24 protein-coding genes, 5 tRNA genes and 1 rRNA gene are annotated in these 25114 nt (G+C 70.2%); 20 read left to right on the top strand and 10 right to left on the bottom strand.

Features of this window, described 5'->3' with window-relative positions; all coding sequences use genetic code 11:
- The first annotated feature begins 93 nt into the window (after nucleotides 1-93).
- Nucleotides 94-1845, top strand: coding sequence for a single-stranded-DNA-specific exonuclease RecJ (recJ, locus tag AN478_RS00560; RefSeq protein WP_054964677.1), 1752 nt, complete (start codon nucleotides 94-96; stop codon nucleotides 1843-1845).
- Between the two features lie 22 nt (nucleotides 1846-1867).
- Here the strand turns inward: recJ and AN478_RS00555 are convergent, their stop codons facing one another.
- Together AN478_RS00555 and AN478_RS00550 are read right to left on the bottom strand one after the other, a co-directional pair.
- Nucleotides 1868-2266 (bottom strand): phosphate-starvation-inducible PsiE family protein, encoded by a 399-nt coding sequence (locus tag AN478_RS00555; protein WP_054964676.1) that lies wholly within the window; start codon nucleotides 2264-2266, stop codon nucleotides 1868-1870.
- 22 nt (nucleotides 2267-2288) lie between these two features.
- On the bottom strand, nucleotides 2289-2600 hold the full coding sequence (locus AN478_RS00550) for a hypothetical protein (protein ID WP_054964675.1): 312 nt from the start codon (nucleotides 2598-2600) through the stop codon (nucleotides 2289-2291).
- 321 nt (nucleotides 2601-2921) lie between these two features.
- Between AN478_RS00550 and AN478_RS00545 the strand changes: the two genes are divergently transcribed.
- Both AN478_RS00545 and glpK read left to right on the top strand, forming a co-directional pair.
- The gene (locus AN478_RS00545; protein WP_054964674.1) at nucleotides 2922-4208 is read left to right on the top strand and encodes an SAM-dependent methyltransferase; all 1287 of its coding nucleotides are present in this window, start codon (nucleotides 2922-2924) and stop codon (nucleotides 4206-4208) included.
- Between the two features lie 67 nt (nucleotides 4209-4275).
- Complete coding sequence (gene glpK / locus AN478_RS00540; RefSeq protein ID WP_054964673.1) at nucleotides 4276-5769, top strand: glycerol kinase GlpK; 1494 nt, start codon at nucleotides 4276-4278, stop codon at nucleotides 5767-5769.
- Between the two features lies 1 nt (nucleotide 5770).
- Here the strand turns inward: glpK and AN478_RS00535 are convergent, their stop codons facing one another.
- Both AN478_RS00535 and AN478_RS00530 read right to left on the bottom strand, forming a co-directional pair.
- Nucleotides 5771-6592: a class I SAM-dependent methyltransferase gene (locus tag AN478_RS00535; protein WP_054964672.1), complete on the bottom strand. Its 822-nt coding sequence runs from the start codon at nucleotides 6590-6592 to the stop codon at nucleotides 5771-5773.
- 181 nt (nucleotides 6593-6773) lie between these two features.
- Nucleotides 6774-7151 carry a hypothetical protein gene (locus AN478_RS00530; protein ID WP_399353200.1) on the bottom strand — a complete coding sequence of 126 codons (378 nt, stop codon included), beginning with the start codon at nucleotides 7149-7151 and terminating at the stop codon, nucleotides 6774-6776.
- A gap of 244 nt (nucleotides 7152-7395) precedes the next feature.
- Between AN478_RS00530 and AN478_RS00525 the strand changes: the two genes are divergently transcribed.
- Nucleotides 7396-7917 (top strand): gamma-glutamylcyclotransferase family protein, encoded by a 522-nt coding sequence (locus AN478_RS00525; protein ID WP_054964670.1) that lies wholly within the window; start codon nucleotides 7396-7398, stop codon nucleotides 7915-7917.
- A 24-nt stretch (nucleotides 7918-7941) separates the two neighbouring features.
- Here AN478_RS00525 and AN478_RS00520 read toward each other — a convergent pair whose 3' ends face one another.
- The 5 genes from AN478_RS00520 to AN478_RS00500 form a co-directional block, all read right to left on the bottom strand.
- Entirely contained in the window at nucleotides 7942-8271 is a 330-nt protein-coding gene (locus AN478_RS00520; protein ID WP_054964669.1) for a rhodanese-like domain-containing protein, read from the bottom strand.
- Between the two features lie 152 nt (nucleotides 8272-8423).
- Nucleotides 8424-8512: transfer RNA gene (locus tag AN478_RS00515), tRNA-Ser, on the bottom strand.
- Between the two features lie 52 nt (nucleotides 8513-8564).
- Nucleotides 8565-8648: transfer RNA gene (locus tag AN478_RS00510), tRNA-Leu, on the bottom strand.
- A gap of 56 nt (nucleotides 8649-8704) precedes the next feature.
- Nucleotides 8705-8780: transfer RNA gene (locus tag AN478_RS00505), tRNA-Gly, on the bottom strand.
- A 44-nt stretch (nucleotides 8781-8824) separates the two neighbouring features.
- Nucleotides 8825-8898, bottom strand: a tRNA-Gly gene (locus AN478_RS00500).
- Between the two features lie 152 nt (nucleotides 8899-9050).
- Here AN478_RS00500 and prfB point away from each other — a divergent pair.
- From prfB to ppa, 14 genes are all read left to right on the top strand, one after another.
- Nucleotides 9051-10185, top strand: a protein-coding gene (gene prfB / locus AN478_RS00495; RefSeq protein WP_143004165.1) for a peptide chain release factor 2 whose coding sequence is annotated in 2 segments (ribosomal slippage) — nucleotides 9051-9143 and nucleotides 9145-10185 — 1134 coding nt in all. Because the reading frame shifts where the segments join, the coding sequence is not laid out codon by codon here.
- 96 nt (nucleotides 10186-10281) lie between these two features.
- Nucleotides 10282-11781 (top strand): lysine--tRNA ligase, encoded by a 1500-nt coding sequence (gene lysS, locus AN478_RS00490; protein ID WP_054964668.1) that lies wholly within the window; start codon nucleotides 10282-10284, stop codon nucleotides 11779-11781.
- Nucleotides 11782-11802: 21 nt separating this feature from the next.
- Nucleotides 11803-13053: a lipoprotein-releasing ABC transporter permease subunit gene (locus tag AN478_RS00485; RefSeq protein WP_054964667.1), complete on the top strand. Its 1251-nt coding sequence runs from the start codon at nucleotides 11803-11805 to the stop codon at nucleotides 13051-13053.
- Nucleotides 13046-13726, top strand: a complete 681-nt coding sequence (gene lolD / locus AN478_RS00480; protein ID WP_054964666.1) for a lipoprotein-releasing ABC transporter ATP-binding protein LolD — start codon at nucleotides 13046-13048, stop codon at nucleotides 13724-13726. The genes AN478_RS00485 and lolD overlap by 8 nt, the downstream gene beginning before the upstream one ends.
- Nucleotides 13727-13772: 46 nt before the next feature.
- Complete coding sequence (locus tag AN478_RS00475) at nucleotides 13773-16139, top strand: DNA internalization-related competence protein ComEC/Rec2 (protein WP_054964665.1); 2367 nt, start codon at nucleotides 13773-13775, stop codon at nucleotides 16137-16139.
- 105 nt (nucleotides 16140-16244) lie between these two features.
- Nucleotides 16245-16853, top strand: coding sequence for a MotA/TolQ/ExbB proton channel family protein (locus AN478_RS00470; RefSeq protein ID WP_176758775.1), 609 nt, complete (start codon nucleotides 16245-16247; stop codon nucleotides 16851-16853).
- Complete coding sequence (locus tag AN478_RS00465; RefSeq protein ID WP_054964664.1) at nucleotides 16850-17290, top strand: ExbD/TolR family protein; 441 nt, start codon at nucleotides 16850-16852, stop codon at nucleotides 17288-17290. Before AN478_RS00470 ends, AN478_RS00465 begins: the two co-directional genes overlap by 4 nt.
- A complete protein-coding gene (msbA, locus tag AN478_RS00460) occupies nucleotides 17287-19071 on the top strand; it encodes a lipid A export permease/ATP-binding protein MsbA (protein WP_054964663.1) in 1785 nt (594 codons plus the stop codon). Before AN478_RS00465 ends, msbA begins: the two co-directional genes overlap by 4 nt.
- A 311-nt stretch (nucleotides 19072-19382) precedes the next feature.
- The gene (locus AN478_RS00455; RefSeq protein ID WP_231627295.1) at nucleotides 19383-20003 is read left to right on the top strand and encodes a lysophospholipid acyltransferase family protein; all 621 of its coding nucleotides are present in this window, start codon (nucleotides 19383-19385) and stop codon (nucleotides 20001-20003) included.
- Nucleotides 20000-21166 (top strand): hypothetical protein, encoded by a 1167-nt coding sequence (locus AN478_RS14055; RefSeq protein WP_054964662.1) that lies wholly within the window; start codon nucleotides 20000-20002, stop codon nucleotides 21164-21166. The genes AN478_RS00455 and AN478_RS14055 overlap by 4 nt, the downstream gene beginning before the upstream one ends.
- Nucleotides 21163-22146 (top strand): tetraacyldisaccharide 4'-kinase, encoded by a 984-nt coding sequence (lpxK, locus tag AN478_RS14050; protein ID WP_176758776.1) that lies wholly within the window; start codon nucleotides 21163-21165, stop codon nucleotides 22144-22146. Before AN478_RS14055 ends, lpxK begins: the two co-directional genes overlap by 4 nt.
- 63 nt (nucleotides 22147-22209) lie before the next feature.
- Entirely contained in the window at nucleotides 22210-22398 is a 189-nt protein-coding gene (locus AN478_RS00440) for a Trm112 family protein (protein ID WP_054964661.1), read from the top strand.
- Nucleotides 22395-23195, top strand: coding sequence for a 3-deoxy-manno-octulosonate cytidylyltransferase (kdsB, locus tag AN478_RS00435; RefSeq protein WP_054964660.1), 801 nt, complete (start codon nucleotides 22395-22397; stop codon nucleotides 23193-23195). The genes AN478_RS00440 and kdsB overlap by 4 nt, the downstream gene beginning before the upstream one ends.
- Before the next feature lie 26 nt (nucleotides 23196-23221).
- The gene (gene ppa, locus AN478_RS00430) at nucleotides 23222-23743 is read left to right on the top strand and encodes an inorganic diphosphatase (protein ID WP_054964659.1); all 522 of its coding nucleotides are present in this window, start codon (nucleotides 23222-23224) and stop codon (nucleotides 23741-23743) included.
- 49 nt (nucleotides 23744-23792) lie between these two features.
- Here ppa and AN478_RS00425 read toward each other — a convergent pair whose 3' ends face one another.
- Complete coding sequence (locus tag AN478_RS00425; protein ID WP_054964658.1) at nucleotides 23793-24074, bottom strand: hypothetical protein; 282 nt, start codon at nucleotides 24072-24074, stop codon at nucleotides 23793-23795.
- 627 nt (nucleotides 24075-24701) lie between these two features.
- On the opposite strand from AN478_RS00425, the gene AN478_RS00420 reads away from it, so the two are divergent.
- Nucleotides 24702-24778 (top strand) — tRNA-Met (locus AN478_RS00420).
- 133 nt (nucleotides 24779-24911) lie between these two features.
- Nucleotides 24912-25114: ribosomal RNA gene (locus tag AN478_RS00415) — 16S ribosomal RNA — on the top strand; the annotation flags it as partial.

Genomic DNA, 25114 nt, shown 5'->3' with positions numbered 1-25114 from the left:
TTTCCGGACAAATACAGGGGCCGTGCCGGGTCCGGATCCCCCCCGGGGAGACGGCCGGTGCCGCCGATCGTCCGCCCTTCGCCGGAGGTTTGCTTGACCGGACACCGCGCCCGCCAATGGAAGGTCCGTCCCCGCGCCCCCGAAGCCGAGCAGCGGCTCATCGAGGCGGGCACCGATCCCCTCCTGGCCCGGCTGTACGCCGCCCGCGGCATCGAGGATCCCGGCCAGCTGGAACGCCGGGCGTCCGCCCTGGAACGTCCGGACTCCCTGCTCGGCATGGAGGGGGCGGTGGCGGTGCTGGCGGGAGCCATCGAGCGCGGCGAAACGGTCTGCATCGTCGGCGACTTCGACTGCGACGGGGCCACCAGCACCGCCCTGTCCGTTGCCGCCCTCCGCGCCATGGGGGCCCGCGCCACCTACGTGATTCCCGACCGCTTCCGGTTCGGTTACGGCCTGACCCCAGGCATCGTGGCCGAGGCCGCCGAACTGCTCGCCCCGGACGTCCTGGTGACCGTGGACAACGGCATCTCCAGCCGCGACGGCGTGGCGGCCGCCCACCAGCGGGGCATGCGGGTGGTGGTCACCGACCACCACCTGCCCCCGGCCGCCCTCCCGCCCGCCGACGCCATCGTCAATCCCAACCAGCCCGGCTGCCCCTTCCCGGCCAAGTCCAGCGCCGGGGTGGGGGTGGTCTTCTACGTCATGGCGGCCCTGCGCGCACGGCTGCGCGAGGACGCCTGGTTCGCCGCCCGGGGGCTCGAGGAGCCCAACCTCAACGAGGTGCTCGACCTGGTGGCGGTAGGCACGGTGGCCGACGTGGTGCCGCTGGAGCGCAACAACCGCATCCTGGTCCACCAGGGCCTGGAGCGCATCCGAGCCGGCAAGGCGCGCCCCGGCATCCGGGCCCTGATCGAGGTGGCGGGCCGGGAGCCGGGGCACCTCCGGGCCACCGACCTCGGTTTCGTGGTGGGGCCGCGGCTCAACGCCGCCGGTCGCCTGGAGGACATGAGCCTCGGCATCCGCTGCCTGCTCGCCGAGGACTACCGCGAGGCCCGCGAGCTGGCCGCCGAGCTGGACGCGCTCAACCAGCAGCGGCGCTCCCTGGAGGCGGACATGCACGACGATGCCGTGGAGGCCCTGGCGGACGATCCGGCCCTGGCCGAGCGCCACGGGGTGTGCCTGTTCCGGGAGGACTGGCACCAGGGGGTGGTGGGGCTGGTGGCCTCGCGCATCAAGGAGCGCCTGCACCGGCCGGTGATCGCCTTCGCTCCCGGCGACGGCGGGCTGCTCAAGGGCTCCGGCCGCTCCGTGGCGGGGGTGCACATCCGGGATGTGCTCGAACGGGTGGCCACCACCCACGAGGGGCTGCTGTCCCGCTTCGGCGGCCACGCCATGGCCGCCGGGCTGTCGCTGGATCCGGTCCACCTGGATGCCTTCGGGGACGCCTTCGACCGGGCGGTGCGGGAGCTGGCCGACCCGGAGGCCCTGACCCCGCGACTGGAGACCGACGGCGAGCTGGGCCCCGAGGAGCTCAACCTGCGCAAGGCCGAGCTGCTGGAGAGCGGCGGGCCCTGGGGCACGGGGTTCCCGGCGCCCCTGTTCCAGGGCCGTTTCCGGGTGGGGGAGGTCCGGGTGGTGGGGCACAACCACCTCAAGATGTGGCTGTTCCCCGAGGGCGGGGACTATACGGTGGAGGCCATCCACTTCCGCGGGGCCCCGGAGGGGCGGGCCCCGGAGCTGGAGGAGGTGGAGCTCGCCTACCGGCTGGAGGTGAACACCTTCCGCGGGCGCCGGAATGTCCAGCTGGTGGTGGAGGAGTGCCGGCCGGCCGGTTCCGGCCTTTGAGCCGGCGGTCCCGTAGGGGGCCTCACTCGTAAGGCTCCTTCTCGTAGGGGAAGCGGACATGGCCGTAGCGGATCACCAGGACCGCCAGGGCCAGGACCAGGGCGCCCCCGGCGGCCGCCAGGATCCGCAGGTTGTCCAGATCCTTCATGTCCAGCACCAGGTAGCGGGCCAGGGCAACGATGGCGATGTAGATGGGCATGCGCACCGGCAGCTGGCCGGAATCCACGTAGGCCCCCACCATGGCCAGCACCTCCATGTACAGAAAGAGCAGGAGCAGGTCGGCGAGGTGCACCGATCCGCCCTCGAGCATGATGCCGATCTCCTCGACGATGGCCGCCACCGTGGCGATGGTGATGACCACCAGGACGAGCCGCTCCACCAGACGCAGGGTGCGGTGGCTCAGGTGCTGAAAGGTCTGCATGGGTCCTCCGTAGGGGTGCGTGCTATTCCCGGGGCGCCTCGTCCTCGGCGGGGTAATGGCGTTCCGGGTCCACATGGTGCTCCGCGGTGCTGGAAGGCTCGTGGCGCTCGTCCTCCTCGGCCCCGCGTACGGTCAGCACCGCCCAGATGGCCGATGCCGCCCAGAACAGGTCGCCCAGCACCATCCAGGGCGTCCAGGGGGCCAGCGCATAGGTGACGAGGGCAGCGAGGAAGAACACCCCGATGGGGGCCACGGTGGCGGTGCGCCGCCCGAGCTTGATCACGGCGGCGGGGGGCAGCAGGACGGCCAGGAAGTAGCGGGCGGTGTAGCCCATGGTGCGCTCCTCGACGATGCCAGTGCGGACCTCCGACTATACCCCAGGCGGCGGGGGGATGTCCGCCCGTGCTGTCCGGGGGCGTAACGGGGGTAAGATGCCGCGCCGCGTCCGTGGACATTCCTGTCGGGAAATCGCGGACAAAGAGTGGCTAGTCCCGGCCCGATTCACTATCATGCGAGGGCCAATCGAGATTCCCCCGCGTTCCGCCCGGCAGGGGGGGGGCGGGACGGGTAAAGGGTTGCATGCCCACGGTTTTTGCGGGGACATTGTAGGCTCCAGGGGATGGAGCCACGGGCTGTTGGCTACAGGAGGGGGTAGATGAGACGGGACGAGGATTCGCCGCTCAGCCTGCCGGGCGGCGGTGAGGTGGATTCCGCGCAGGCCCCGGGGGAGGGGACGGCGGTGCTGGGCCTTGAGCGCAAGCTGGCGGGCAAGCTGCTGGAGACCATGGGGAACCCGCCCTTCGCTTTGACGCTCTGGGACGGGCGGACCCTGGAGCCGGCCCCAGAGAATCCGGTGGCCCGGGTGCACATCCGCGACCGAGGGGCCTTCTACCGCCTGCTCCGCCACCCCGACCTCCACTTCGGCGACGACTACGCCGCGGGGCGGATCGAGGTGGAGGGGGACCTGGCCGAGCTCCTGACCGTGGTGGACCTCACCCGCCAGCAGCGCCACGGGCACGGGGGCGGACGTCCCGGCCTGACCTCCCGGCTGCATCGGGCTCGGCGCAACACCCTCTCCGGCTCGCGGGAGAACATCCACCACCACTACGACCTGGGCAACGACTTCTACGCCCTCTGGCTCGACGAGGACATGGTCTACACCTGCGCCTACTTCGCCGACCCGGAGATGAGCCTGGAGGCGGCGCAGCGGGCGAAGATGGACCATGTGGCCCGCAAGCTGCGCCTGGAGCCCGGCCAGACGGTGGTGGAGGCCGGCTGTGGCTGGGGATCCCTGGCCCGCCATATGGCCCGGGAGTACGGCGTCAAGGTGCGCGCCTTCAATATCTCCACCGAGCAGATCGCCTACGCCCGGGAGCGCGCCCGGGCGGAGGGGCTGGAGGACCGGGTGGAGTTCGTCCAGGACGACTACCGCAACGTCACCGGCTCCTACGACGCCTTCGTCTCCGTGGGCATGCTGGAGCACGTAGGCACCGACAACTACCGTGATCTGGGGGCGGTGATCGACCGCGTGCTCGCCGACCACGGGCGGGCCCTGGTGCACTCCATCGGCCGCAACCGCCCGATCGGGCCCATGAATCCCTGGATCGAGCGGCGCATCTTTCCCGGCGCCTACCCGCCGTCGCTGTCGGAGATGACGGAGATCTTCGAGCCGTACAGCTTCTCCATCCAGGACGTGGAGAACCTGCGGCTCCACTACGCCCGCACCCTGGAGCACTGGCTGGCCCGCTACGACGCCAACGAGGAGGAGGTGCGCCGACGCTTCGGCGAGAGCTTCGTGCGCGCCTGGCGCCTGTACCTGTCCGGCTCCATCGCCGCCTTCCGGGCGGGCAGCCTGCAGCTATTCCAGATGGTGTTCACCCGGCCCACGGGCAACGAGCTGCCCTGGACCCGGGAGTACCTCTACCCCGCGCAGGCGGAGTAGCCCGCACGGGGTCCGACCATGCGGCCCGGAGCGCGGGCAACGGGCCGTGGCGCACGGGAGGGGGGCCATGAGCGAGTACGTGCTGGCCCTGGACCAGGGCACCACCGGGAGCACCGCCCTGGTCTTCGACCGCCGCGGGGAGGCGGTGGGGCGCGCCTACGCGGAGCTATCCCAGTCCTATCCCCACCCGGGGTGGGTGGAGCACGACCCCGAGGAAATCTGGCGCGCCAGCCTGCGGGTCATGGCGGGCGCCCTGGCGAACGCCGGGGCCTCGGGGCGGGACGTGGCGGCCATCGGCATCACCAACCAGCGCGAGACCACCGTGGTGTGGGACCGGGCCACGGGAGCGCCGGTGTACCCCGCCATCGTCTGGCAGAGCCGCCAGACCGCGGGGATCTGCAATGCCCTGCGGGAGGCCGGGCGGGAGCCCTTCTTCCGCGAGCGAACCGGTCTGGTGCTGGACGCCTACTTCTCCGGTACCAAGATCCAGTGGATCCTGGACCGCTATCCGGAGGCCCGCCGCAAGGCGGAGTCCGGGGAGGTGCTGTTCGGCACCGTGGACACCTGGCTGCTGTGGAAGCTCACCGGCGGCGCCGTGCACGCCACCGAGCCCACCAACGCCTCCCGCACCCTGCTCTACAACATCCACGACCGGTGCTGGGACCCGGAGCTGCTGGAGGAGCTGCGCGTTCCCGCGGCCATGCTCCCCGAGGTGCGGCCGAGCGCCGGGGTCTTCGGTCACACGGTGGCCCACGAGAGCCTGCCGAGCGGCATCCCCGTGGCCGGCATGGCGGGGGACCAGCAGGCCGCCCTCTACGCGCAGCAGTGCTGGGCGCCCGGGCAGGCCAAGAACACCTACGGCACCGGCTCCTTCGTGCTCATGAACATGGGCGACAGCCACCCCATCAGCGAGCACGGCCTGCTGACCACCCTGTGCTGCGACGCCGAGGGGCGGCCCGCCTACGCCCTGGAGGGCGCCATCTTCGTCACCGGGGCGGCGGTGCAGTGGCTGCGCGACGGCCTGGGCATCATCGAGGACGCGGCGGAGACCGAGGCTCTGGCCGCTTCCCTGACGGATAACGAGGGGGTTTACCTGGTCCCGGCCTTCGCCGGGCTGGGCGCCCCCTACTGGGACATGGAGGCCCGGGCGGCGGTGCTGGGCATGACGCGGGGCACCGGGCGGGCCCATCTGGCCCGGGCCGCCCTGGAGAGCATGGCCTACCAGACCCGCGACGTGGTGGATGCCATGAACGCCGACGCCGGCACCCCGGTGCGGGAGCTGCGGGTGGACGGTGGGGCGAGCGCCAACAACCTGCTGATGCAGTTCCAGGCGGACCTGCTCGGTGTCCCGGTGGACCGCCCGCGGCTGGTGGAGACCACCGCCGCCGGCAGCGCCTTCCTGGCCGGCCTGAGCGTGGGCTTCTGGTCGGGGACGGAGGAGCTGGCCGGTGCCCGGAGCCCGGAGCGCCTGTTCGAGCCCCGGATGGACGCCACCGAGCGGGAGCGGCTGTACGGGGGCTGGCGGGATGCCGTGAAGCGGACCCTGGGCCATCCCTCCTGATTCAGCCCTCCATGACGAGCTGCACCACCCGGATGCGGTCCTCCTCCAGGTTGCGCAGCATGTTGTTCGCCATCTCCCCCATGTCCGGGCCCAGCACCAGGTGCAGGCCTAGTGGCGGCGGCTCCTCCTGCCGCGCTCGCTCAAGCATTGCGGTGAAGAAGCTCGTGGCCGGCTCGGTGACGTCGCCCCAATAGCGCTCGCGAAATCCCCGGGCTTCCAGTCCGGAGCGCAGGTCCTCGGCGGAGGCCAGGTGACTGATGGCCGGGCTCCGGGCCCAGGGAACGGGAAAGTGCACGGCTCCCCCCGGTCCGGCCACGATCTCGTACATGGCCAGTCGCCCACCCGGGCGCAGGACCCGCCGCATTTCAGCGTATAGCCTGTCCTTATTGGCCACGTTCATGGACATGTGCAGGGTCCAGATGCCGTCGAATGCTTGGTCCCCGAAGGGCATGGCGGTGGCATCCCCCTCCTGGAATTCCACCCGCTGGTCCAGGCCAACCTTCGCGGTGAGGTCGCTGGCCAGGTGGCAATACTCCCGGGTCAGCTCGAGTCCCGTCACCCGGCAGCCGCACTGTTGGGCGAGATGGCGTGCCGGTCCGCCTATGCCGCAGCCCGCGTCCAGGACGTGGTCCTCCGGCCCGAATCCGGCGAGCTCTATCAGCTCCCGGGTGGCCTCTTGCCCCCGGATATGGAATTCATCAACGGGCGCGAGGTCATCGGGATGCAGGTTGTTGGGGTCCAGCCCCGTTTCTTCCAGGGCACGGAAAAGGATGCTTGCCAGGTTCCCCCGGCTGTAGTGGGCCTCGACATCGGGGTTGTCCATGGCCTCTCCCTCCCAAGATGTGGAGTTGTTCCGGTGGCCCCTTTACCATAAATCCATGCTTACAGGGGGGGAAGGTTCGGTGGGTGATCCATCCCCAGGAACCGGGTATCGAAAGCGGGCCGGGGGAAACACCGCGAAGGGCACCAGATCCCGGGGGGGCCCATGTCGCCTGCTCGGCTGCCTAGCGGATCAGCGGGGCCTGGCCGGGGCGCTGGCGGGTGCCGCGGGCCTTGGGCCCCTTGGCCGCGGCCCGCCGCACCAGCTCGTCTTCGTCCGCCAGCAGGCGGGCCCGCTGCTCCTCCGTCAGCTGGGGGCTCCGGGCGATGAAGTAGCGCAGATTGGGGTCCCGGTCGCGCACGCAGCGCTCCACCTGCTCGGCGGAGAGGTCGCTGCGGCGTGCGCAGTTCAGCCGCACGGTCTGGTTGGGGTCGGCCAGCAGGGAGCCCACCTCCGTTCCGGTGAGGTCCAGGCGGCGGGCGAAGTAGGCCTTCACCTGGGCGTCCTGGTCCTCCAGGATGCAGGGTCGCCAGACCGGGTCGAGGTCGGCGCTGAGCACCATCTGCGTGCGCTCGTGGACGGGGATGCGCTTGTATGCCCGTAGCAGCTCCGACACGACGGCTCTCCCGATGCGGAAAAGCCGCAAGTTTGCCCGCTTCCCGCCCCGCCGGCAATTCCCGACCGCTTTTGTTACCCTACGCCCGGAACGGGGGCTCTGCCCGGATCGTCCAACGGCCTGCCCCCGACCCGGGAGGGGTGGCCCTTTCCCCATTCGCCCGCCGTTACCGCCAAATCAGGGAGGCAACGTGTCCACGCTCCATTACCTGGCCTTCGGCTCCAACCTGCACCCGCTCCGTCTCGGCGAACGCGTCCCCTCGGCCCGTTTGGTAGGCCGATTGGACCTTGAAGGCTACCGGCTGGCCTTTCACAAACGGGGACAGGACGGCTCCGGCAAGGGGAACCTGGTGTACACGGGGGATCCGGGGGACCGGGCGCTCGGGGCCCTGTTCGAGATCGACGCCCGGGAGAAGCCCGACCTGGACGCGGTGGAGGGGGAAGGCTATCGGGACGAGCGCATGGAGGTGACGGTGGCGGGGCGCACCTATTCCGCCTTCGTCTACCTCGGCGAGGGCGACTTCATCGATCCGGACCTCCCGCCCTACCGCTGGTACCGGGACATCATCTGGCACGGCGCGCGCTACCTGGGCGCCTCCTGGGAGTACCTGGAGGGGATCGCCGCGGTGGCCTGCATGGAGGACCCGGATCCGGATCGCCGGGCCCGTTGCGAGGCCCTGCTCGAACGTCTTCGGGAGTGGCAGGAGGCCTGAGGGGGGAATCGGTCGGCGGGGAGGTCAGTATCGGGGCAGGGAGGGGTCGACCCGGGCCGCCCAGGCGTCAATGCCGCCGGCCAGGTTGCGGACATTGTCGAACCCCTGGTGCCGCAGGAATTGGGTGACTTGCCAGCTGCGTACACCGTGGTGACACATCACCACGATCTCGCGGTCCGCCGGCAGCTCGCCCAGGCGCGCCGGAACCTCCCCCATGGGAATGTGGAGGGCATCCTCCAGGGCGCACACGGCCAGTTCGCGAGGCTCACGAACATCCAGCACCACCGGGGGCGAGTCCGCCCCACGCAGCCGGGCCAGGGTTTCCACGTCGATTTCCGGGCGATCCGCGGCCATGGCGGCTCCCTCCTTGCAGCTTCCTTCCCCTCTCTAACCCTATCCAGGGTCGGCCCCTCCGGCCAGGCGCGGGCCGCCCTTGCAGGGACCTGTGGGGAAGTAAAAGAAAACAAGGCCCTGGGGGAACCAGGGCCTTGTTCGGGTCAGGAATATGGCGGAGGGGGAGGGATTCGAACCCCCGGACGGCAGAACCGTCACCTGATTTCGAGTCAGGCGCCTTCGTCCACTCGGCCACCCCTCCGGCGAGGCGTCGGCCCGCACGGGCCGGCTCGGTTTTGCACGGACCGGCACACTGGTGGGACGGGCGGGACTCGAACCCGCACACCGTAGGTACTGGATCCTAAATCCAGCGCGTCTACCAGTTCCGCCACCGTCCCACATGGGCGGTTCGCAGGGGCCGCGGCGGCAAACCCGGGCCCCGCCCGCGATCTTCTGGAGCGGGCGACCGGACTCGAACCGGCGACATCCACCTTGGCAAGGTGGTGCTCTACCAACTGAGCTACGCCCGCCCTGGGCCCGCCCCGGATATCCGGAGGCTCCGAGGCGGTCGGATTGGAGCGGGGGACGGGAATCGAACCCGCATCATCAGCTTGGAAGGCTGAGGTTCTGCCGTTGAACTACCCCCGCCGCCCGAAGGGCAAAGGATACCGCACTTGCCGGGCGAGGGAAACCGTGTCCCCCCGGCCTGGACGGCCCGGCCGGGGGGAGGGCGAGGCCGTGTGAGTTGCGGGCGGGGTTGTGGCAGAATGTGGCGTTTCTTGGGAGCCGGCGACGAACACATGCAGGAGGCCGTTTTGACCGAAGAACAGCGCAAGCCCCGGGAGTGGATCGAGGATCTGCGTGGCCGTGTGGACGGCCTACGGAGGTATCTTTGACGTCCCTCGCCTGAAGGAGCGCCTCGACGAGCTGGAGCATGAGCTCGCCGCCCCCGATCTCTGGAACGATCCCGACCACGCCCAGCAGCTGAGTCAGGAGTTCCATCGGCTCAAGGAGCAGGTGGGGCCCCTGGAGGAGCTGGCCCAGCAGGTGGAGAGCACCGACGAGCTGCTGGAGCTGGCCGAAGCCGAGGAAGACCAGGAAACCCTGGAAGAGGTCCGCGCCGACCTAGCGGACATGGAGCGCAGGGTCCAGCATCTGGAGTTCCGGCGCATGTTCTCCGGGGAGATGGACGAAAGCAACGCCTTCCTGGAGATCCAGGCCGGCGCCGGCGGCACGGAGGCCCAGGACTGGGCGGAGATGCTCCTGCGCATGTACCTGCGCTGGTGCGAGTCCCGAGGGTTCGCTACGGAGCTGATGGAGGTCAGCCCCGGCGACGAGGCGGGCATCAAGAGCGCCATCGTCAAGGTGGGCGGCGAGTACGCCTACGGCCACCTCAGGGTGGAGTCGGGGGTGCACCGCCTGGTGCGCAAGTCCCCATTCGACTCGGGCGGGCGGCGCCACACCTCCTTCGCCTCGGTCTACGTGTACCCGGAGGTGGACGAGTCCATCGAGGTGGAGGTCAATCCCGAGGACGTGCGCACGGACACCTACCGGGCCGCCGGCGCCGGCGGGCAGCACGTGAACAAGACGGACTCCGCCGTGCGCCTAACCCATGAGCCCACGGGCATCGTGGTACAGTGCCAGAGCTCGCGGAGCCAGCATTCCAACCGCGCGGAGGCCTGGCGGGTCCTGCGCGCCCGGCTCTACGAGCTGGAGCTGCAGAAGCAGCGCGAGAAGCAGGCCGCCGAGTCCGCCGAGAAGGGCGAGATCGGCTGGGGGAACCAGATCCGCTCCTACGTCCTGGACCAGAGCCGCATCAAGGACCTGCGCACCGGCGTGGAGGTGGGCAATACTCAGGCCGTGCTGGACGGCGACCTGGACCCCTTCATCGAAGCCGCCCTCAAGCAGGGGGTGGGCGCCGGGGCCGAGATCTGATGCCCCGGCCTTGAGCCCGCAGCCGGGGACGGACAGGTGTCCGTCCGCGGTCGTTTTGTGTCCATCCAACCCTTACCCGTGACCGGAGTCGGGCCGTTGAGCAACGAGGAGAACGAGCAGATCCAACAGCGCCGGAGCAAGCTGGCCGCCTGGCGCGAGCAGGGGGAAGCCTTCCCCAACACCTTCCGGCGCACCCACTGGGCCGCGGAGATCCATGAGCGCTTCGGCGAGCTGGATGCGGAGACGCTGGAGGCCGAGCCGCAGCGGGTACGGGTGGCCGGGCGCATGGTGGCCAAACGGGTCATGGGCAAGGCCAGCTTCGCCCACCTGGGCGACGGCTCCGACGCACAGATCCAGCTCTTCGTCACCCGCGACGCGCTGGCCGAGGGCGAGTACAACGCCGGCTTCAAGAAGTGGGACGTGGGCGACATCGTCGGCGCCGGGGGCACCCTGTTCCGCACCAAGACCGGTGAGCTGACGGTGGCCGTGGACGAGGTGCAGCTGCTTACCAAGTCCCTGCGCCCGCTGCCGGAGAAGTGGCACGGCCTCACCGACGACGAGGCGCGGCTGCGGCAGCGCTACGTGGACCTGATCGTGAACCAGGAGACCCGCGAGACCTTCCGCACCCGCTCCGCCATGATCAGCGCCATCCGCCGATTCCTCCTCGACCGCGACTACCTCGAGGTGGAGACCCCCATGATGCAGCCCATCCCGGGGGGCGCCACCGCGCGACCGTTCGTTACCCACCACAACGCCCTGGACATGGACCTCTACCTGCGGGTGGCCCCGGAGCTCTACCTGAAGCGCCTGGTGGTGGGGGGCTTCGAGCGGGTCTTCGAGATCAACCGCAACTTCCGCAACGAGGGCGTGTCCACCCGCCACAACCCCGAATTCACCATGCTGGAGTTCTACCAGGCCTACGCCGACTTCCGGGACCTCATGGATCTGATCGAGGAGATGACCCGGGAAGCGGCTGTCCAGGTGCTGGGGACGCCGGTGCTCACCTACCAGGGCCAGCACTTCGACCTGGGCCGGCCCTATCGGCGCCTGACCATCGAGGAGGCGGTGCTGGAGCACAACGAAGGGCTGTCCGCGGGGGAGGTGCGTGACCCGGAGGCGCTCCGGCAGTTCCTGGTGGGGCTCGGCGTGGAGCCGGACGAGGAACTAGGCTGGGGGGGGCTGCTGGTGGAGATCTTCGAGCAGACCGTGGAAGACCGGCTCATCGAGCCCACCTTCATCACCCATTACCCCACCGAGGTGAGCCCCCTGGCGCGGCGCAATGACGCCGACCCGGAGGTGGTGGACCGCTTCGAGCTGTTCTTCGGCGGCCGGGAGGTGGGCAACGGCTTCTCCGAGCTCAACGACCCCGAGGACCAGGCGGCCCGCTTCAAGGCCCAGGCGGAGAAGAAGGCCGGTGGCGACGCCGAGGCCATGCACTACGACGCCGACTACATCCGCGCCCTGGAGTACGGCTTGCCGCCCACCGCGGGGGCCGGCCTGGGCATCGACCGCATGGCCATGGTCTTTGCCGACCAGGACTCCATCCGCGAGGTGATCCTGTTTCCCCACATGCGCCCCGCCGAACGGGACCAATAAACCCTCCGTCCGAGGCCGCCCTTGCGCCCCTTCGAGCTCTTCATCAGCCTGCGCTACCTGCGCACCAAGCGCCGCAACGGCTTCCTCAGCCTGATCACGGTGATCTCGGCGCTGGGGATCGCCCTAGGGGTGGCCGCCCTGATCACGGTGATCTCCGTGATGAACGGCTTCCAGAGCGAGCTGCGGGACCGCATCCTCGGCGTGACCAGCCACGTCGTGGTCAGCAGCTACCAGGACCTGGAGGGCGGAGACACCTGGCGCCAGGTGGTGGACACCGCCGCTCGGGTGCCCGGGGTGGAGGCCGGCGCCCCCTACGTCCGTGAGCAGGGCATGCTCACCCGGGGCAGCGCGGTGAGCGGGGTCCTGGTGCGCGGCATCCTGCCCGATTGGGAGGAGGGGGTTAGCGACCTGGCCGGCAACATGCAGCGGGGCAGCCTGGAGGACCTGCAGCCCGGCGCCTACGGGGTCATCGTGGGCAAGACCGTGGCCCGGAACATGGGGCTGGACATCGGTGATCCCATCACCCTGGTGGCCCCCTCCGGGCAGTCCACCCCGGCCGGCATGCTGCCCCGGCTGAAGCGGTTCACGGTGGTGGGGGTGTTCGACGCGGGGATGTACGAGTACAACTCCGGGCTGGTCTACGCCCACGTGGAGGATGTCCAGAAGCTCTACCGCCTGGACGGGCGCTTCTCGGGCATCCGGCTGCGCTTGGCGGAGCCCATGGACGCCCCGCAGGTCGCCGAGCGGCTGCGGGAGGATCTGGGCGGCTCTTACTTCGTGCGCGACTGGACCCAGCGCAACCGCAACTTCTTCCAGGCCCTGCACACGGAGAAGGTGGTCATGTTCGTGATCCTGTTTCTGATCGTCATGGTGGCCGCCTTCAACATCGTCTCCAGCCTGGTGATGCTGGTGAACGAGAAGCGGGGCGATATCGCCATCCTGCGCACCCTCGGCGCCTCGCCGGGCAATGTGACCGCCATCTTCATGATCCAGGGCACCATCATCGGGCTCTTCGGCGTACTGCTGGGCGGCGCCAGCGGGGTGGCCCTGGCCCTCAACGTGGAGGGGCTGGTGGCCGGCCTGGAGCAACTCTTCCAGACCCAGTTCCTGCCCGGCGATGTCTATTCGGTGAGCCGGCTGCCTTCCGAGCTGTACTGGGCCGATGTGGCCTGGATCACCGGGGCGGGGCTGGTGATGAGCTTCCTCGCCACCATCTACCCCGCCCGCAGTGCGGCGCGAACCGACCCGGTGGAGGCCCTGCGCTATGAGTGACCCGGTGTTGGAGGCGGAGTCCCTGACCCGGCGCTTCTGGGACGGGGACCGGGAGATCCTGGTCCTGGAGGACGTCTCCTTCCGGGTGGGGATCGGCGAGACCCTGGCCGTGACCGGCTCCTCCGGCTCGGGCAAGAGCACGCTGCTCCACCTGCTCGGCGGCCTCGACCGCCCCAGCGCGGGGACGGTGCGCGTGGGCGGTCAGGACCTCTTTGCCCTGGGCGAGGCGGAGCGGGGGACCCTGCGCAACTGGGAGCTGGGCTTCGTCTACCAGTTCCATCACCTGATGCCGGAGTTCGACGCCCTGGAGAACGTCATGATGCCCCTGCTCATCCGCAGGCAGGGCCGGGCGGAGGCGCAGGAGGCAGCCGAAGAGATGCTTGCCCGGGTGGGCCTCGCGGAGCGCCTGCGCCACAAGCCCAGTGAGCTGTCCGGCGGCGAGCGCCAGCGCACGGCCATTGCCCGCGCCTTGGTCACCCGGCCCTCCCTGATCCTGGCCGACGAGCCCACAGGCAACCTGGATGACCGCACCGCGGAGCGCATCCACGACCTCCTGCTCTCCCTCAACCGGGAGCTGGGCACGGCCCTGGTGGTGGTCACCCACGATGCGGGGCTGGCGGGGCTGATGGGGCAACAGTTCCGGCTGTTGGAGGGCCACTTGGAGGCCGGCTGAGCGGGGCAGCCACGGGCGGAGGCCACTCGGGAGGGGACGGGCGGCCGTGAGCGACAACGGACAGCTTCGGGCGGCCGTCGGCACGCCCTTCCTCTGGATGGCCGTGGCCGCCTTCGCCCTGGGCATCCTGGCCTTCCATGGCCTTCCCTTTCTGCTCCCCCCCTGGGTCCTGACCCTTCCCCTCCTGATCGCCCTCGGGGTCCTCTACCTCCGTCCAGGGCCCGCCCCGGTCCTGGCGGTGGCCCTTGTGGCCGGCTTCTTCTGGCAGGGCCTGGCGGCCATTGGCCAGCAGGCCTACCCGTTTCCCGCCGCCCTGGAGCGGCGAACGGTGCAGGTGGAAGGAACCGTCGCCGGTGCGGTGGAGGACAAGGGCGAGCGCCGACGCTTTCGCTTCCGGGTGGAGCGCCTGCGGTCGCCGGAGGGGGACTGGCGGGAGTACCGCGGCACCCTGCGCCTGTCCTGGTACCGCACCGCCCCGGAAGACCTGGCCTATGGGCAGGGCTGGCGCCTGGCGGTGCGGGTCAAACGGCCCAGGGGCTTCCGCAATCCCGGTGGCTTCGATTACGCCCGCTTCCTGCGTACCCGGGGGCTGTCCGCCACCGGTTATGTCCGCGCGGAACCGCCCGCCCGGCGCCTGGGGGAGTCCGGGGCGGATTGGCGGGTCGCGGTGGAGGCCGCGCGCCGTCGGGTGCAGGAGGCGGCGGCCGCGGCCGGCCCGGCCGGGCCCCTGGTACGGGCCCTGACCGTAGGCAAGCGCGACCAGTTGACCCCGGAGGCCTGGGAGACCCTGCAGGTCACCGGCACGGCCCATCTGGTGGCCATCAGCGGTCTCCATGTGGGGTGGGTGGCCTTCCTGGCCTTCGCGGTGGCGCGCTTCCTGTGGCGCCGGGTGCCGCTGGCCCCGCTGCTGATGGCGGCTCCCCGCTTCGCGGCGGTGGCCGCCCTGGCCACGGCGGGGGGCTACGCCCTGCTGGCGGGGCTGAGCCTGCCCACCCAGCGGGCGCTCATCATGGTGGCGGTGGGGCTCGGGGCCTGGCTGCTGGGCCGGCCCTTCCATTTCGGGCGGGCCCTGGCCGCGGCGGCCCTGGTGGTTCTCCTCTGGTCCCCCGACAGCCTCCTCGCGCCCGGATTCTGGCTGAGCTTCACGGCGGTGGCGGCCATCGGGCTACTGCTCGGTGGCACCGCCGGGACCTGGGGCCGCCGGCGGCGGGCAGCCGCCGTGCAGCTGGCGGTGGTGGTCGCGGTCAGCCCATGGCTGGCCTACTGGTTCGGGCAGGTCTCCCTGGTGGCCCCGGTGGCCAACGCGGTGGCCATTCCCCTGTTCAGTCTCGTCATCGTGCCTCTCGCCCTGGTCGGCGCGGTGGCGGCCCTGATTGGTCTGCCGGAGCTTGCGGAGGCGTTCATGGTGGCCGCCGGCTGGCTCCTGGAGTGGGCCATGGGCCTCCTGGAGGGGCTGGCGGGTTGGTCCTGGGCGGCGTGGAGCGGTCCGCGCCCCGATGTCCCGGCGGTGGCCGCCATGCTGGCCGGCCTGGGCCTGCTGTTGAAGGCCCCCGGGCGGTGGCGCTGGCTCGGGGGGTTGGTGGCCGTCCTGCCCCTGGCCTGGGTTGGTCCCCCGGAGCTTTCCCACGGCCAGGCGCGGGTCTGGGTGCTTGAAGTGGGGCAGGGCAGCGCGGCGGTGGTGGAGACAGCCAGCCACGTGGCCGTGGTGGACTGCGGCCCCCGCTTCAGCGCCAGCTTCAACGCCGGGGAGGCGGTGGTGGCCCCCTTCCTGCAGGCCCGGGGCTGGGACGCGGTGGACCGGCTGGTGGTCAGCCACGGCGACGACGACCACCTTGGCGGCTGCGCCGGGCTCCAGAACGAGGTCGCCGTGCGGGAGGTCGTGGGATCACCCGCGGCGAAAGGCCGCGCTCTCTACGCCGGGGATGGCTGGGCCTGGGACGGCGTGCGCTTCCGGATCCTCCACCCGCCGGAGGACGGTCCGGGGGCGGGGAACGCCTCCTCGCGGGTGGTGGAGGTGGCCGCGGGCGGGCAGCGGGTGCTGCTCCCCGGCGACCTGGAGGCCGCCGGGGAGCAGAGGATCCTCTCTTCGGAAGGGCTGCCGGAGCAGACGGTGGTGGTGGCGCCCCACCACGGCAGCACCACCTCCTCATCCCCCGCCTTCGTGCGCGCCGCCCGTCCGGACTGGGTGGTGTATTCCACGGGTCACGGCAACCGTTGGGGTCTGCCCACCCCGGAGGTGGAGGGCCGGTACCGCCGGGTGGGCGCCCGTGCCCTGAATACTGCCAGCGAGGGGGCGGTGGAGATCCGGCTCGGCCCCGAGCCCCGGGTGCGGGGGTACCGGCAGCGCGCCGATCGCTACTGGCACGCCGGGGCGCCGCCCCCGCCTCTGCCATCCCTGGCGGGCCTCTTCTAGCAGGCCGCGAAACCCTGCCCAGAGGGGCCGGGTTTGGGCGCGGTTGCCGGCCTTGTATACTGTGAGCCTTTGCAATTCGGGGTACCCAGGCGGAGGAAGCCACCCTTGCTCGATCTCCTGATCCGCGGCGGATGGATCATGCTGCCGCTGCTTATCCTGTCGCTGCTGGCCGTGGCCATTATCGCGGAGCGCCTGTACAGCCTGCGCACCGCCCGCATCCTGCCACCGGATCTGGTCACCGCGCTGGAGGCGGACCTCGATCGGGGCGACCTGGGCCAGGCCCGGGAGCGGGCGGAGAGCGATCCCAGCCCGCTCGCCGCCGTCCTCGCCAGCGGTCTGCGCAATTCCGGCCTCCGGCGGGAGGTCATCAAGGAGTCCATCGAGGAGACCGGCCGTCACGTGGTGGCGGACTTGTCCCGCTACCTGACCCTGCTCGGCACCATCGCCGCCATCTCCCCCTTGCTGGGGCTGCTGGGCACGGTGCTCGGCATGATTAACGTGTTCTCGGTGATCACCAGCCAGGGGGTGGGGGATCCCAGTGTCCTTGCCGGGGGCATCTCCCAGGCCCTGCTGACCACCGCTTTCGGCATGAGCATCGCCATCCCGGCCCTGGCCATGCACCGGTACTTCAACGCCAAGCTGGACCGCCTGGTGGTGGACATGGAGCAGCACGCCCTGCGCATGGCGGAGATCCTCCAGGGGGATCGCCCGTGAGGTTCCGTCCCCGCAGCGCCGGCTCCCCCACCATCGAGCTTACCCCCCTGATCGACGTGGTGTTCCTGCTGCTGATCTTCCTCATGATCTCCACCACCTTCGTGTCCCGCACGGGCCTGCAGGTGCAGGTCCCCGAGGCGGACAGCGCCCAGGCCAATCCCGAGGTCGAGCGGGTGGAGGTCATGGTCACCGAGGAGGGGGACTTCCTGGTGGACGGCGACGAACTGGAGGAGGGCACCGACCTCGCCGCCGCCCTGGGCCGGCATGCGGAGGACGGGAAGGGCGGGGAGGCCCCCCTGCTGGTGATCCGGGCCGACCGCAACGCCCGCCACGGGGCGGTGGTGGAGGCCATGGACGCCGGCGCCGAGGCTGGCCTCGGTCGGGTGGCCGTTTCCGCCCTGTCCCGGGGGGAGACGGACCCCGCGGAGGCGCAATGACCCCCGGCAGCGATCAGCCCGTTCAGTCCAGCGTGGGCCTCTACGGCCGGCTGCTCGCCTACGTCTGGCCCCACTGGCCGCGACTCGCGGTCTCCCTGGTGGCCATGATCGTGGTAGCGGGGGCCACCACCGGCGTGGCCTACCTGCTCAAGCCGGTGATCGACCAGATCTTCATCGAGGAGGACGAGACCCTCCTCCTGCTCCTGCCGCTGGGAATCATCGGTATGTATCTGGTGAAGGGGGTGGCCAACTACCTGGAGACCTACCTGCTGAGCTGGATCGGGCAGCGGGCCATGCGCCAGCTGCGCGACGACCTGTTCGCCCGCCTGCTGCACATGCCCCTCGGGTTCTTCAGCGAGCACGCCGCCGGCACCCTCATTTCCCGGCTCACCTACGACGTGGATCAGGTGGAGCGCTCCATCACCCGGGGCCTGAGCACTCTCATCAAGGACACCCTGACCGCCGTGTTCCTCCTGGGGCTGGTCTTCTATCACGACTGGCAGCTGGCCCTGGTTTCCCTCATCGGCCTGCCATTGGTCATCGGCCCCCTGGCCAGGCTCACCCGCAAGCTGCGCAAGAGCAGCCGCTCCTCCCAGCTCGCCCGGGCCTCCATGACCCGGGTGATCGAGGAGGGGGTGGTGGGCAACCGGGTGATCAAGGCCTTCAACGGCGAGGACTACGAGCACGCCCGGTTCCACAAGGAATCCGAGACCCACCGCAAACAGAACATGCGCAAGGCCCAGGCCACCGCCCTCTCCGTGCCGGTGATGGAGATCGCGGCGGCCATCTGCATCGCGCTGGTCATCTACTACGGGGGCTATCGGGTGATGTTCGGCGGGGACGAGACCACGCCGGGCACCTTCTTCTCGTTTTTGGCGGCCCTGCTGATGATGTACGACCCCTTGAAGCGTTTGACCAAGATCAACCCCGTCATCCAGCAGGGGCTGGCCGCCGGCGAGCGCATCTTCCAGATGCTCGATTTCCATCCCGAGGGGAACGAGGGGTCCCGGACCCTGGACAGGGTCCGGGGGGAGCTGGCCTTCGAGGACGTCTGGTTCGAGTACGAGCCGGGCGCGCCGGTGCTCCAGGGGATCGATCTGGAGGTTCCGGCCGGGCACGTGGTGGCCCTGGTGGGGCTCTCCGGGGCGGGGAAGTCCACCATGGTGAACCTGGTGCCGCGCTTCTACCGCCCGGACCGGGGGCATATCTACCTGGACGGCGTGGACCTGGGGGACCTGGACCTGCACTTCCTGCGGGATCAGGTGGCCATCGTCAGCCAGGAGGTGGTCCTGTTCAACGACACCCTGGCCGCCAACATCGCCTACGGTCGGCCCGATGCCACCCGCGAGGAGGTGGAGGAGGCGGCCCGCGCTGCGGGGGTCATGGAGTATGTGGACCGGCTCGAGGGCGGCCTCGACCACGTGGTGGGCGAGGGCGGCGCGCGCCTGTCCGGCGGCCAGCGCCAGCGCCTGGCCATCGCCCGGGCCCTGCTCGGCGATGCCCCCATCCTGATCCTGGACGAGGCCACCTCCAGCCTGGATCCCCAGTCGGAGAAGCTGGTGCAGCGGGGCCTCGAGCAGCTCATGCAGGACCGCACCACCCTGGTGATCGCCCATCGCCTCGCCACCATCCAGCGCGCCGACGCCATCGCCGTGATGGACTCGGGGCGTGTGGTGGAGCAGGGGAGCCACGCCGAGCTGCTGGCCAGGGGGGGGATCTACGCCTACCTCTGGGAGACCCAGTTCGCCACCCCCGCCGAGCAGTCCGCGGAGACCGGCTGAGGGAGCGTCCGTTCCCGGTGCGGGGCGGCCTGGCCAATGGGGGTCCCCGTGTTTACAATCGCTTCCCCGCCGGCGGCCGAGGAAGCTCCTTACCCAATGGACTGGATCGAAGATGCGCTGGACACAGCCCTCGGCAGGGCCCAACCCCCCTTTCCTTCGCCCGGGCCTTCCGGGCCACCGCTGATGCCCGGAGTTGATCCGGACATGAGCAGGGGATGGGTCCGCCGGGCGGCCCACCAGGGAGGAGGGGCGGCACGCCCCGCCTGCACCCGGTGAAGCTCGGCCCCCGGCAACAGCGGTGGGCCGCTCGGTTGGCCTCCTGGCTGGTGCGCTTCCTGGGCCGGACCGTGCGCTGGCGCACCGAGGTCCCCGAGGCGACGGAACGCGTCCTGCGCTCCGACCGCCCGGTGATCCTGGCTTTCTGGCACGGCCGCCTGCTGATGATCCCCATCGCCTATCTGCGCGCCGGGCGGCGGAACGTGCACGTGCTGATCAGCGAGCACGGCGACGGAGAGCTCATCAGCCGCACCATCGCCCACTTTGGCTTCGGCTCCGTGCGCGGCTCCAGCCGCCGCGGGGCCCTCAAGGCCATGCGCGACCTGCTGCGCAAGGTCCGCGAGGGCACGGACTTCGCCTTCACCCCCGACGGTCCCCGGGGTCCGGTCGGGGAGGTCCAGTCGGGGGTGATCGATCTCGCCCGGCGGACCGGCTACCCCATCCTGCCGGTTACCTTCAGCGCCCGGCGCGGCAAGGAGTTTTCCAGCTGGGACCGGTTTCTGCTGCCCCGGCCTTTTACCAGCGGGGTGTTCTGCTGGGGGGAGCCGCATTGGGTGGCAGAGGAGGCGGATATGGAGGCGGCCCGCGCCGGCCTCGAGCGGTCCATGCAGGAGCTGACCCGCCACGCCGATCTGCGGGTGGGGCGCCGCGCTTGAGGTTCCAGGCACCCAACCCCCGCACGCCGCTGTACTGGGCCCGGGACCTCCGCGACCGGCTCCGCCGGCGCCCCGAGGGGCCCCTGGGGCGCTGGGGCTGGTTCCGGGCCCCGGGCGGCACGGGGCCGCTCCTTTGGGTCTACGCCCCGGATTGCGACGGGGCCCGAGTGGGGGCGGAGATGGTGCGGGGGATCCGCTCGGTGCGGGTGGACGTGCGGGCCGTGGTGATGGCCGCCGACGGCTGCGCGGAGACCCTGCGGCCCCTGTTCCGCGAGTACCCGGGGACGGCCGCGGCCCCGATGGTGGCGGACCACCAGCGTGCCGCGCGGCGAGCAGCCTCCCGTCTCCAGCCCAACGGCCTGCTGGCCGTGCGCCGGCTGCCCCCGCGCCACGTCCTGAAGGGTTTGGCTTCCGCCGGGATACCGGTCACGGCGGTGGGCTGCGAGCCGCCCCGGCGGCTACCACGCGGTCTTGTGGTCGAGCATGTCCTGCCGGTGGGCCAGGCCCAGGCGGAGCGCTGGCGGGCGACGGGGGTAGAGCCCGAGGCGCCGGTGGACCTGGAGGTGCTGCTGGCGCGCACGGACGTGGAGCCCACCTTCCGCTCCCTGCTGGTCCCCGGGGAAGGGCGACGCCTGCTGTGGACGGACGCCCTTCCCGCGGATCCGGGGCAGCGGGAGGCGCTGCTGGATGCGTGGGGATCGGGTGGCCGGACCCTGGTGGTTACCGGATCCGGTGGGGAGGAGGTCCCCGGAAGGGCGGCGGTCCGCCTCTCCGAGTGGGACCGGGAGCGCGATCCGGTGGAACCGGGCACGGTGGTGTGGATGGACGAGGATCGCTGGCTCCCCGCGGTGAGCGCCTCGGCCTTCGCAGGCTGCCTGTGGCAGGGCCGCCGCACGGATCTCTGGCAGGCCCTGGCCAGTGGGCTGCCCCTGGTGGTGGGGCCGGAGGCCGCCGCTACCCTGCGGGATCTGGGCGTGGACCCGGACGCTGGCGCGGTGGTCGCCGGGGATTGGGCGGCCGCCGAGCGCCAGTGGGCCCACTGGGCCGAGGAGGCCTTCGCCTGGCGGGACCAGCAGGCGCGCACGCGGCGCACCTTCTGGGAGGCCCGGCGGCGCGCGGAGCAGGCCATGGCCATCCTCGACGGCTGGGTGGACCGCTGGTGAGGGCCCTGACCCGGCAGTGGTACGAGGGAGGCCTCCTCAGCGACCTGCTGCGTCCCCTGGGCGCCCTGTATGGGACCACCATGCGGCTCCGCCGGGGCCTGTACCGCCGCGGCTGGCGTCGGCCGGATCCCTTGCCGGTGCCGGTGGTGGTAGTCGGCAACCTCACCGTGGGCGGCACGGGCAAGACGCCTTTGGCGATCGCCCTGGTGGAGCACCTCCTGGCCCAAGGCCGCCGCCCGGCGGTGGTAAGCCGGGGCTACGGACGCCGGGAGGCCACGGTCCGCGTTGTGTCCGACGGGCAGGGACGCCGCCTCCCCGTGGACCGCTGCGGGGACGAGCCGGCCCTGATGGCCGACCGGCTTCCGGTGCCGGTGGTGGTGGGAGCGGACCGTTCCGAGGCGGTGCGCGCCGCCGCCCGCCTGGGGGGCGACTGCGTGGTGGCCGATGACGGCTTCCAGCGACTCTCCCTGCCCCGGCATCGATCCTTCGTGGTGGTGGACGCCCATTGCGGCCTGGGCAACGGGCGCTGTCTCCCCGCCGGCCCGCTGCGGGAGCCGATTTCGGCCCTGGCCGACGCTGACGCTGTGGTCCTCCATGGCGAGGGTGGCGGGGCCGGTCTGCGGGGGGATCTGCGCATGACCTTGTCCCCCGAGGGACTGCGTGGCGTGCGGGAGCCCGGAGCCCGGGAATCCCTGGAGTGGCTGCGGGGGCGGCGGATACACGCCATGGCCGGCATCGGCGATCCGGAGCGTTTCTTCGCTACCCTGCGCACCTTGGGCGCCGAGGTGGTCCCGCACCCCTTCCCGGACCACCATGGCTACCGCCCCGGGGAGGTGGCCATGGGGGCCGGGGAAACGCTGGTCACCACCGAGAAGGACGCCGTGAAGCTCGCCGAGCTGGGGATCGGCGGCTGGGCGCTACGGGTTAGTGCGCGCCTGGAACCAGAGCCCGGTCCCTGGCTGGCGGATTTGCCGTGGTAGGGAGCGAGCGGTGTATCCTGAACCACGCCCATAACGCACCGGCAACCCCCGGAGGAGGAGCCCATGCTGGACCGTAAGTTGCTGGACATTCTGGTCTGCCCCGTCTGCAAGGCGGAGGTGGAGCTGAACAGGGAGAAGAGCGGCCTGGTCTGCCACAAGTGCAAGCTCGAATACCCCATCCAGGACGATATCCCCGTCATGCTTCCCGATGAGGCCCGCTCTCTGGAGGCCGGTGCCGAGGAGAAGGATTGACCGACTTCACGGTCCTGATCCCGGCCCGCTACCAGGCCAGCCGACTCCCCGGGAAGCCCCTCCGGAAAGTGGGCGGGGTGCCGCTGGTGTGCCGGGTGCTGGAGCGGGCCTGGGAGAGCGGAGCCCGCCGCGTGGCGGTGGCCACGGACGATGAGCGTGTGGCGAAAACCGTGCGGGAGTCGGGTGGGGAGGCTGTGCTGACCTCGCCGCATTGCGCCAGCGGGACGGACCGGTTGGCGGAGGCCGCCCGGGCCCTGGAGCTGGCGGACGGGGAGCCGGTGGTAAACGTGCAGGGGGACGAGCCCTTCATGCCGCCGGACCTGATCCGGGAAACGGCGGCTGCCCTGGAGGCCGAGCCCGTGCGGGACATGGCCACCGCCGCGCATCCCCTGCGGGACTGGCGGCGGGTGCTGGACCCCAACTGCGTCAAGGTGGTGACCGATGCCCGGGGCGATGCCCTGTACTTTTCCCGGGCGCCGGTGCCCTGGCCACGGGAGGTGCTGGGCGGGGAATGGCCGGGGAGCGAGGGGCCGGACGGGGCGGGCCCGCCCGAGGGCTTCCGACTGCATATCGGTATCTATGCCTACCGCGCCGGGTTCCTTCGCACCTTTGCGGGCTGGCCCCCCACCGCCCTCGAGCAGCACGAGGCCCTCGAACAGCTGCGCCTCCTGGAAAACGGCGTGCCCCTGCGGGTGATCGAGTGCGTCCATCCCCCCGGCCTGGGGGTGGACACCCCCGAGGACCTGGCCGAGGCGGAGCGCCGTCTGGCCCGAACCGAATCCGGCTCGCATCAATAAACGAACGTCAACGAGGAGAAGGCTCGATGGACCTGAGCAAGGTGAAGGCGGGCAAGGAGCCGCCGGCGGACATCAACGTGGTGATCGAGATCCCGCAGGGGTCCGCGGTCAAGTACGAGATCGACAAGGATTCCGGCATGGTGGAGGTGGACCGGTTCCTTTTCACCCCCATGTACTACCCGCTGAACTACGGTTTCGTCCCCAATACCCTCTCCGAGGACGACGATCCCACCGACGTGCTGGTGGTCTCCCGGGAGGCCGTCTATCCCGGCTCCATCCTGCGCGCTCGGCCCGTGGGCATCCTGGAGATGGAGGACGAGTCGGGGGTGGACGCCAAGATCCTTGCGGTCCCGCACGAGAAGGTGGACAACGGCTACGTGGATATCCAGGACGTGAACGATATCCCGGAGTCCCTACGCAACTCCATCAAGCACTTCTTCGAGCATTACAAGGACCTCGAGCCCGGCAAGTGGGTCAAGGTCAAGGACTGGAAGGGGGCCTCCGAGGCGCGGAGCATTATCGAGGCGGATATCAACCGCGCCTCCTGAGCCCGCCATGCTTCGGGAAGCGGAGCCCTCCCCCTCGGGGAGGGCTCTTTTATTGGGAGGGGTCCTCGAGATAGAGGAGATCGAGCAGGTCGCTGGGGTTGCCGTCGGTATCCCGGGTGTGGATGCACACCGTCCGCGGCACCCGGCGGTAGGGGCGACCCTGCAGGTCCGACTGGATGCTCTGTTCCCGGGCGTGCTGGAGGACAAGCTGGGGACCCTCCGGTAGCACATCGAGGACGGTGTAGGGCTCACCGCCGTATTCCGCGTGACGGCCAACCAGGTTCAGGAGGTAACCCCAGTCCTTGGCATGCGCTTTATCGAACGGCTCCATTCGGCGGTGCTCCTGGATCGAATGCATGGGTCAAGGATAACCTGACCGCGATACTGGGGAAAGGCGCAAGGCCAGGGGGAGGCCGTGCAGAAGGCTAGGTACCGGGGCACCACGAGACCCATCAGCCATTTATCACCGCCCGCCTGGGGCCGAAGCCCTGGATTCTGCGGGGTCCGCTGCACCTATCCGAGCCCACCCGAAAAAACCTTGGGGCGCAGCCCCGGAAGGGCAAGGGGGTAGGGGCGGAGAGTCCAGCCGTACCGTTGGGGAACCAAGCCCCATAAGGGGTGGTCCTATCGGTTCTTTGCCAAGGCCAACAGGGGTTGAAAAGCCGCCCCTCCCAAGGCAGTATAACTCCTTTGTGGCCGCCAAACGGTTGAGGCCTACCGGCGTCCACAACCCGGCGTGCTCCGAGCGCCGCCTGAAGAGACGGAAGCCGCCCGAAAAGGTGTTGACGGTCCCGGTCGAGATCGTTAAATTACGCCTCCCTTTCGGCGACAGCCCGGACAGCCGGCAGCCCCGAAAAAGAAGTTCCAAAAGACGGTTGACGGGGCCTTTCAGGTTGTCTAAAGTTGTTCTTCTCACGACGCGGAACGCCGCGCGGTGAGGACCGAAAACCGAATCGATTGCGGGGTGGAGCAGTCTGGTAGCTCGTCGGGCTCATAACCCGAAGGTCACAGGTTCAAATCCTGTCCCCGCTACCAATTTCGTTTTTTGCTCTTTAACAATCTGGGATGAGGAAGCGTTGTAGGCTCTGTGGTTTGTGGGGTCTATGGAGTCGGGAGCTTCGAAGGTTCGCGCTGTTGGCTGCCTTTTGGGTAGCCGATGGTGAGTTTTGAACTGGAGAGTTTGATCCTGGCTCAGATTGAACGCTGGCGGCAGGCTTAACACATGCAAGTCGTACGTGAAAGCGCCTTCGGGTGTGACTAGCGTGGCGGACGGGTGAGTAACGCGTGGATGACCTGCCCTTTGGCGGGGGATAACCCGGGGAAACCCGGGCTAATACCGCATACGTCCTGTTCCCTTGGGGACAGGGGAAA

Origin of the sequence: Thiohalorhabdus denitrificans (assembly GCF_001399755.1) — a bacterium.
Classification (GTDB): Bacteria; Pseudomonadota; Gammaproteobacteria; order Thiohalorhabdales; family Thiohalorhabdaceae; genus Thiohalorhabdus; species Thiohalorhabdus denitrificans.
Note: the sequence above shows the minus strand (reverse complement) of the source record. Positions and strands in the feature narration are given on the sequence as shown.

Excerpts from the sequence above, each read along its gene's own strand:
- glpK (WP_054964673.1), top strand. The coding sequence starts at position 4,276 with ATGAGCGAGTACGTGCTGGCCCTGGACCAGGGCACCACCGGGAGCACC.
- AN478_RS00425 (WP_054964658.1), bottom strand. The coding sequence starts at position 24,074 with ATGGAGCCGTTCGATAAAGCGCATGCCAAGGACTGGGGTTACCTCCTG.
- AN478_RS00555 (WP_054964676.1), bottom strand. The coding sequence starts at position 2,266 with ATGCAGACCTTTCAGCACCTGAGCCACCGCACCCTGCGTCTGGTGGAG.
- ppa (WP_054964659.1), top strand. The coding sequence starts at position 23,222 with ATGGACCTGAGCAAGGTGAAGGCGGGCAAGGAGCCGCCGGCGGACATC.
- AN478_RS00530 (WP_399353200.1), bottom strand. The coding sequence starts at position 7,151 with ATGGTGCTCAGCGCCGACCTCGACCCGGTCTGGCGACCCTGCATCCTG.
- AN478_RS00545 (WP_054964674.1), top strand. The coding sequence starts at position 2,922 with ATGAGACGGGACGAGGATTCGCCGCTCAGCCTGCCGGGCGGCGGTGAG.
- AN478_RS00520 (WP_054964669.1), bottom strand. The coding sequence starts at position 8,271 with ATGGCCGCGGATCGCCCGGAAATCGACGTGGAAACCCTGGCCCGGCTG.
- lolD (WP_054964666.1), top strand. The coding sequence starts at position 13,046 with ATGAGTGACCCGGTGTTGGAGGCGGAGTCCCTGACCCGGCGCTTCTGG.
- AN478_RS00535 (WP_054964672.1), bottom strand. The coding sequence starts at position 6,592 with ATGGACAACCCCGATGTCGAGGCCCACTACAGCCGGGGGAACCTGGCA.
- AN478_RS00440 (WP_054964661.1), top strand. The coding sequence starts at position 22,210 with ATGCTGGACCGTAAGTTGCTGGACATTCTGGTCTGCCCCGTCTGCAAG.
- AN478_RS00550 (WP_054964675.1), bottom strand. The coding sequence starts at position 2,600 with ATGGGCTACACCGCCCGCTACTTCCTGGCCGTCCTGCTGCCCCCCGCC.
- msbA (WP_054964663.1), top strand. The coding sequence starts at position 17,287 with ATGACCCCCGGCAGCGATCAGCCCGTTCAGTCCAGCGTGGGCCTCTAC.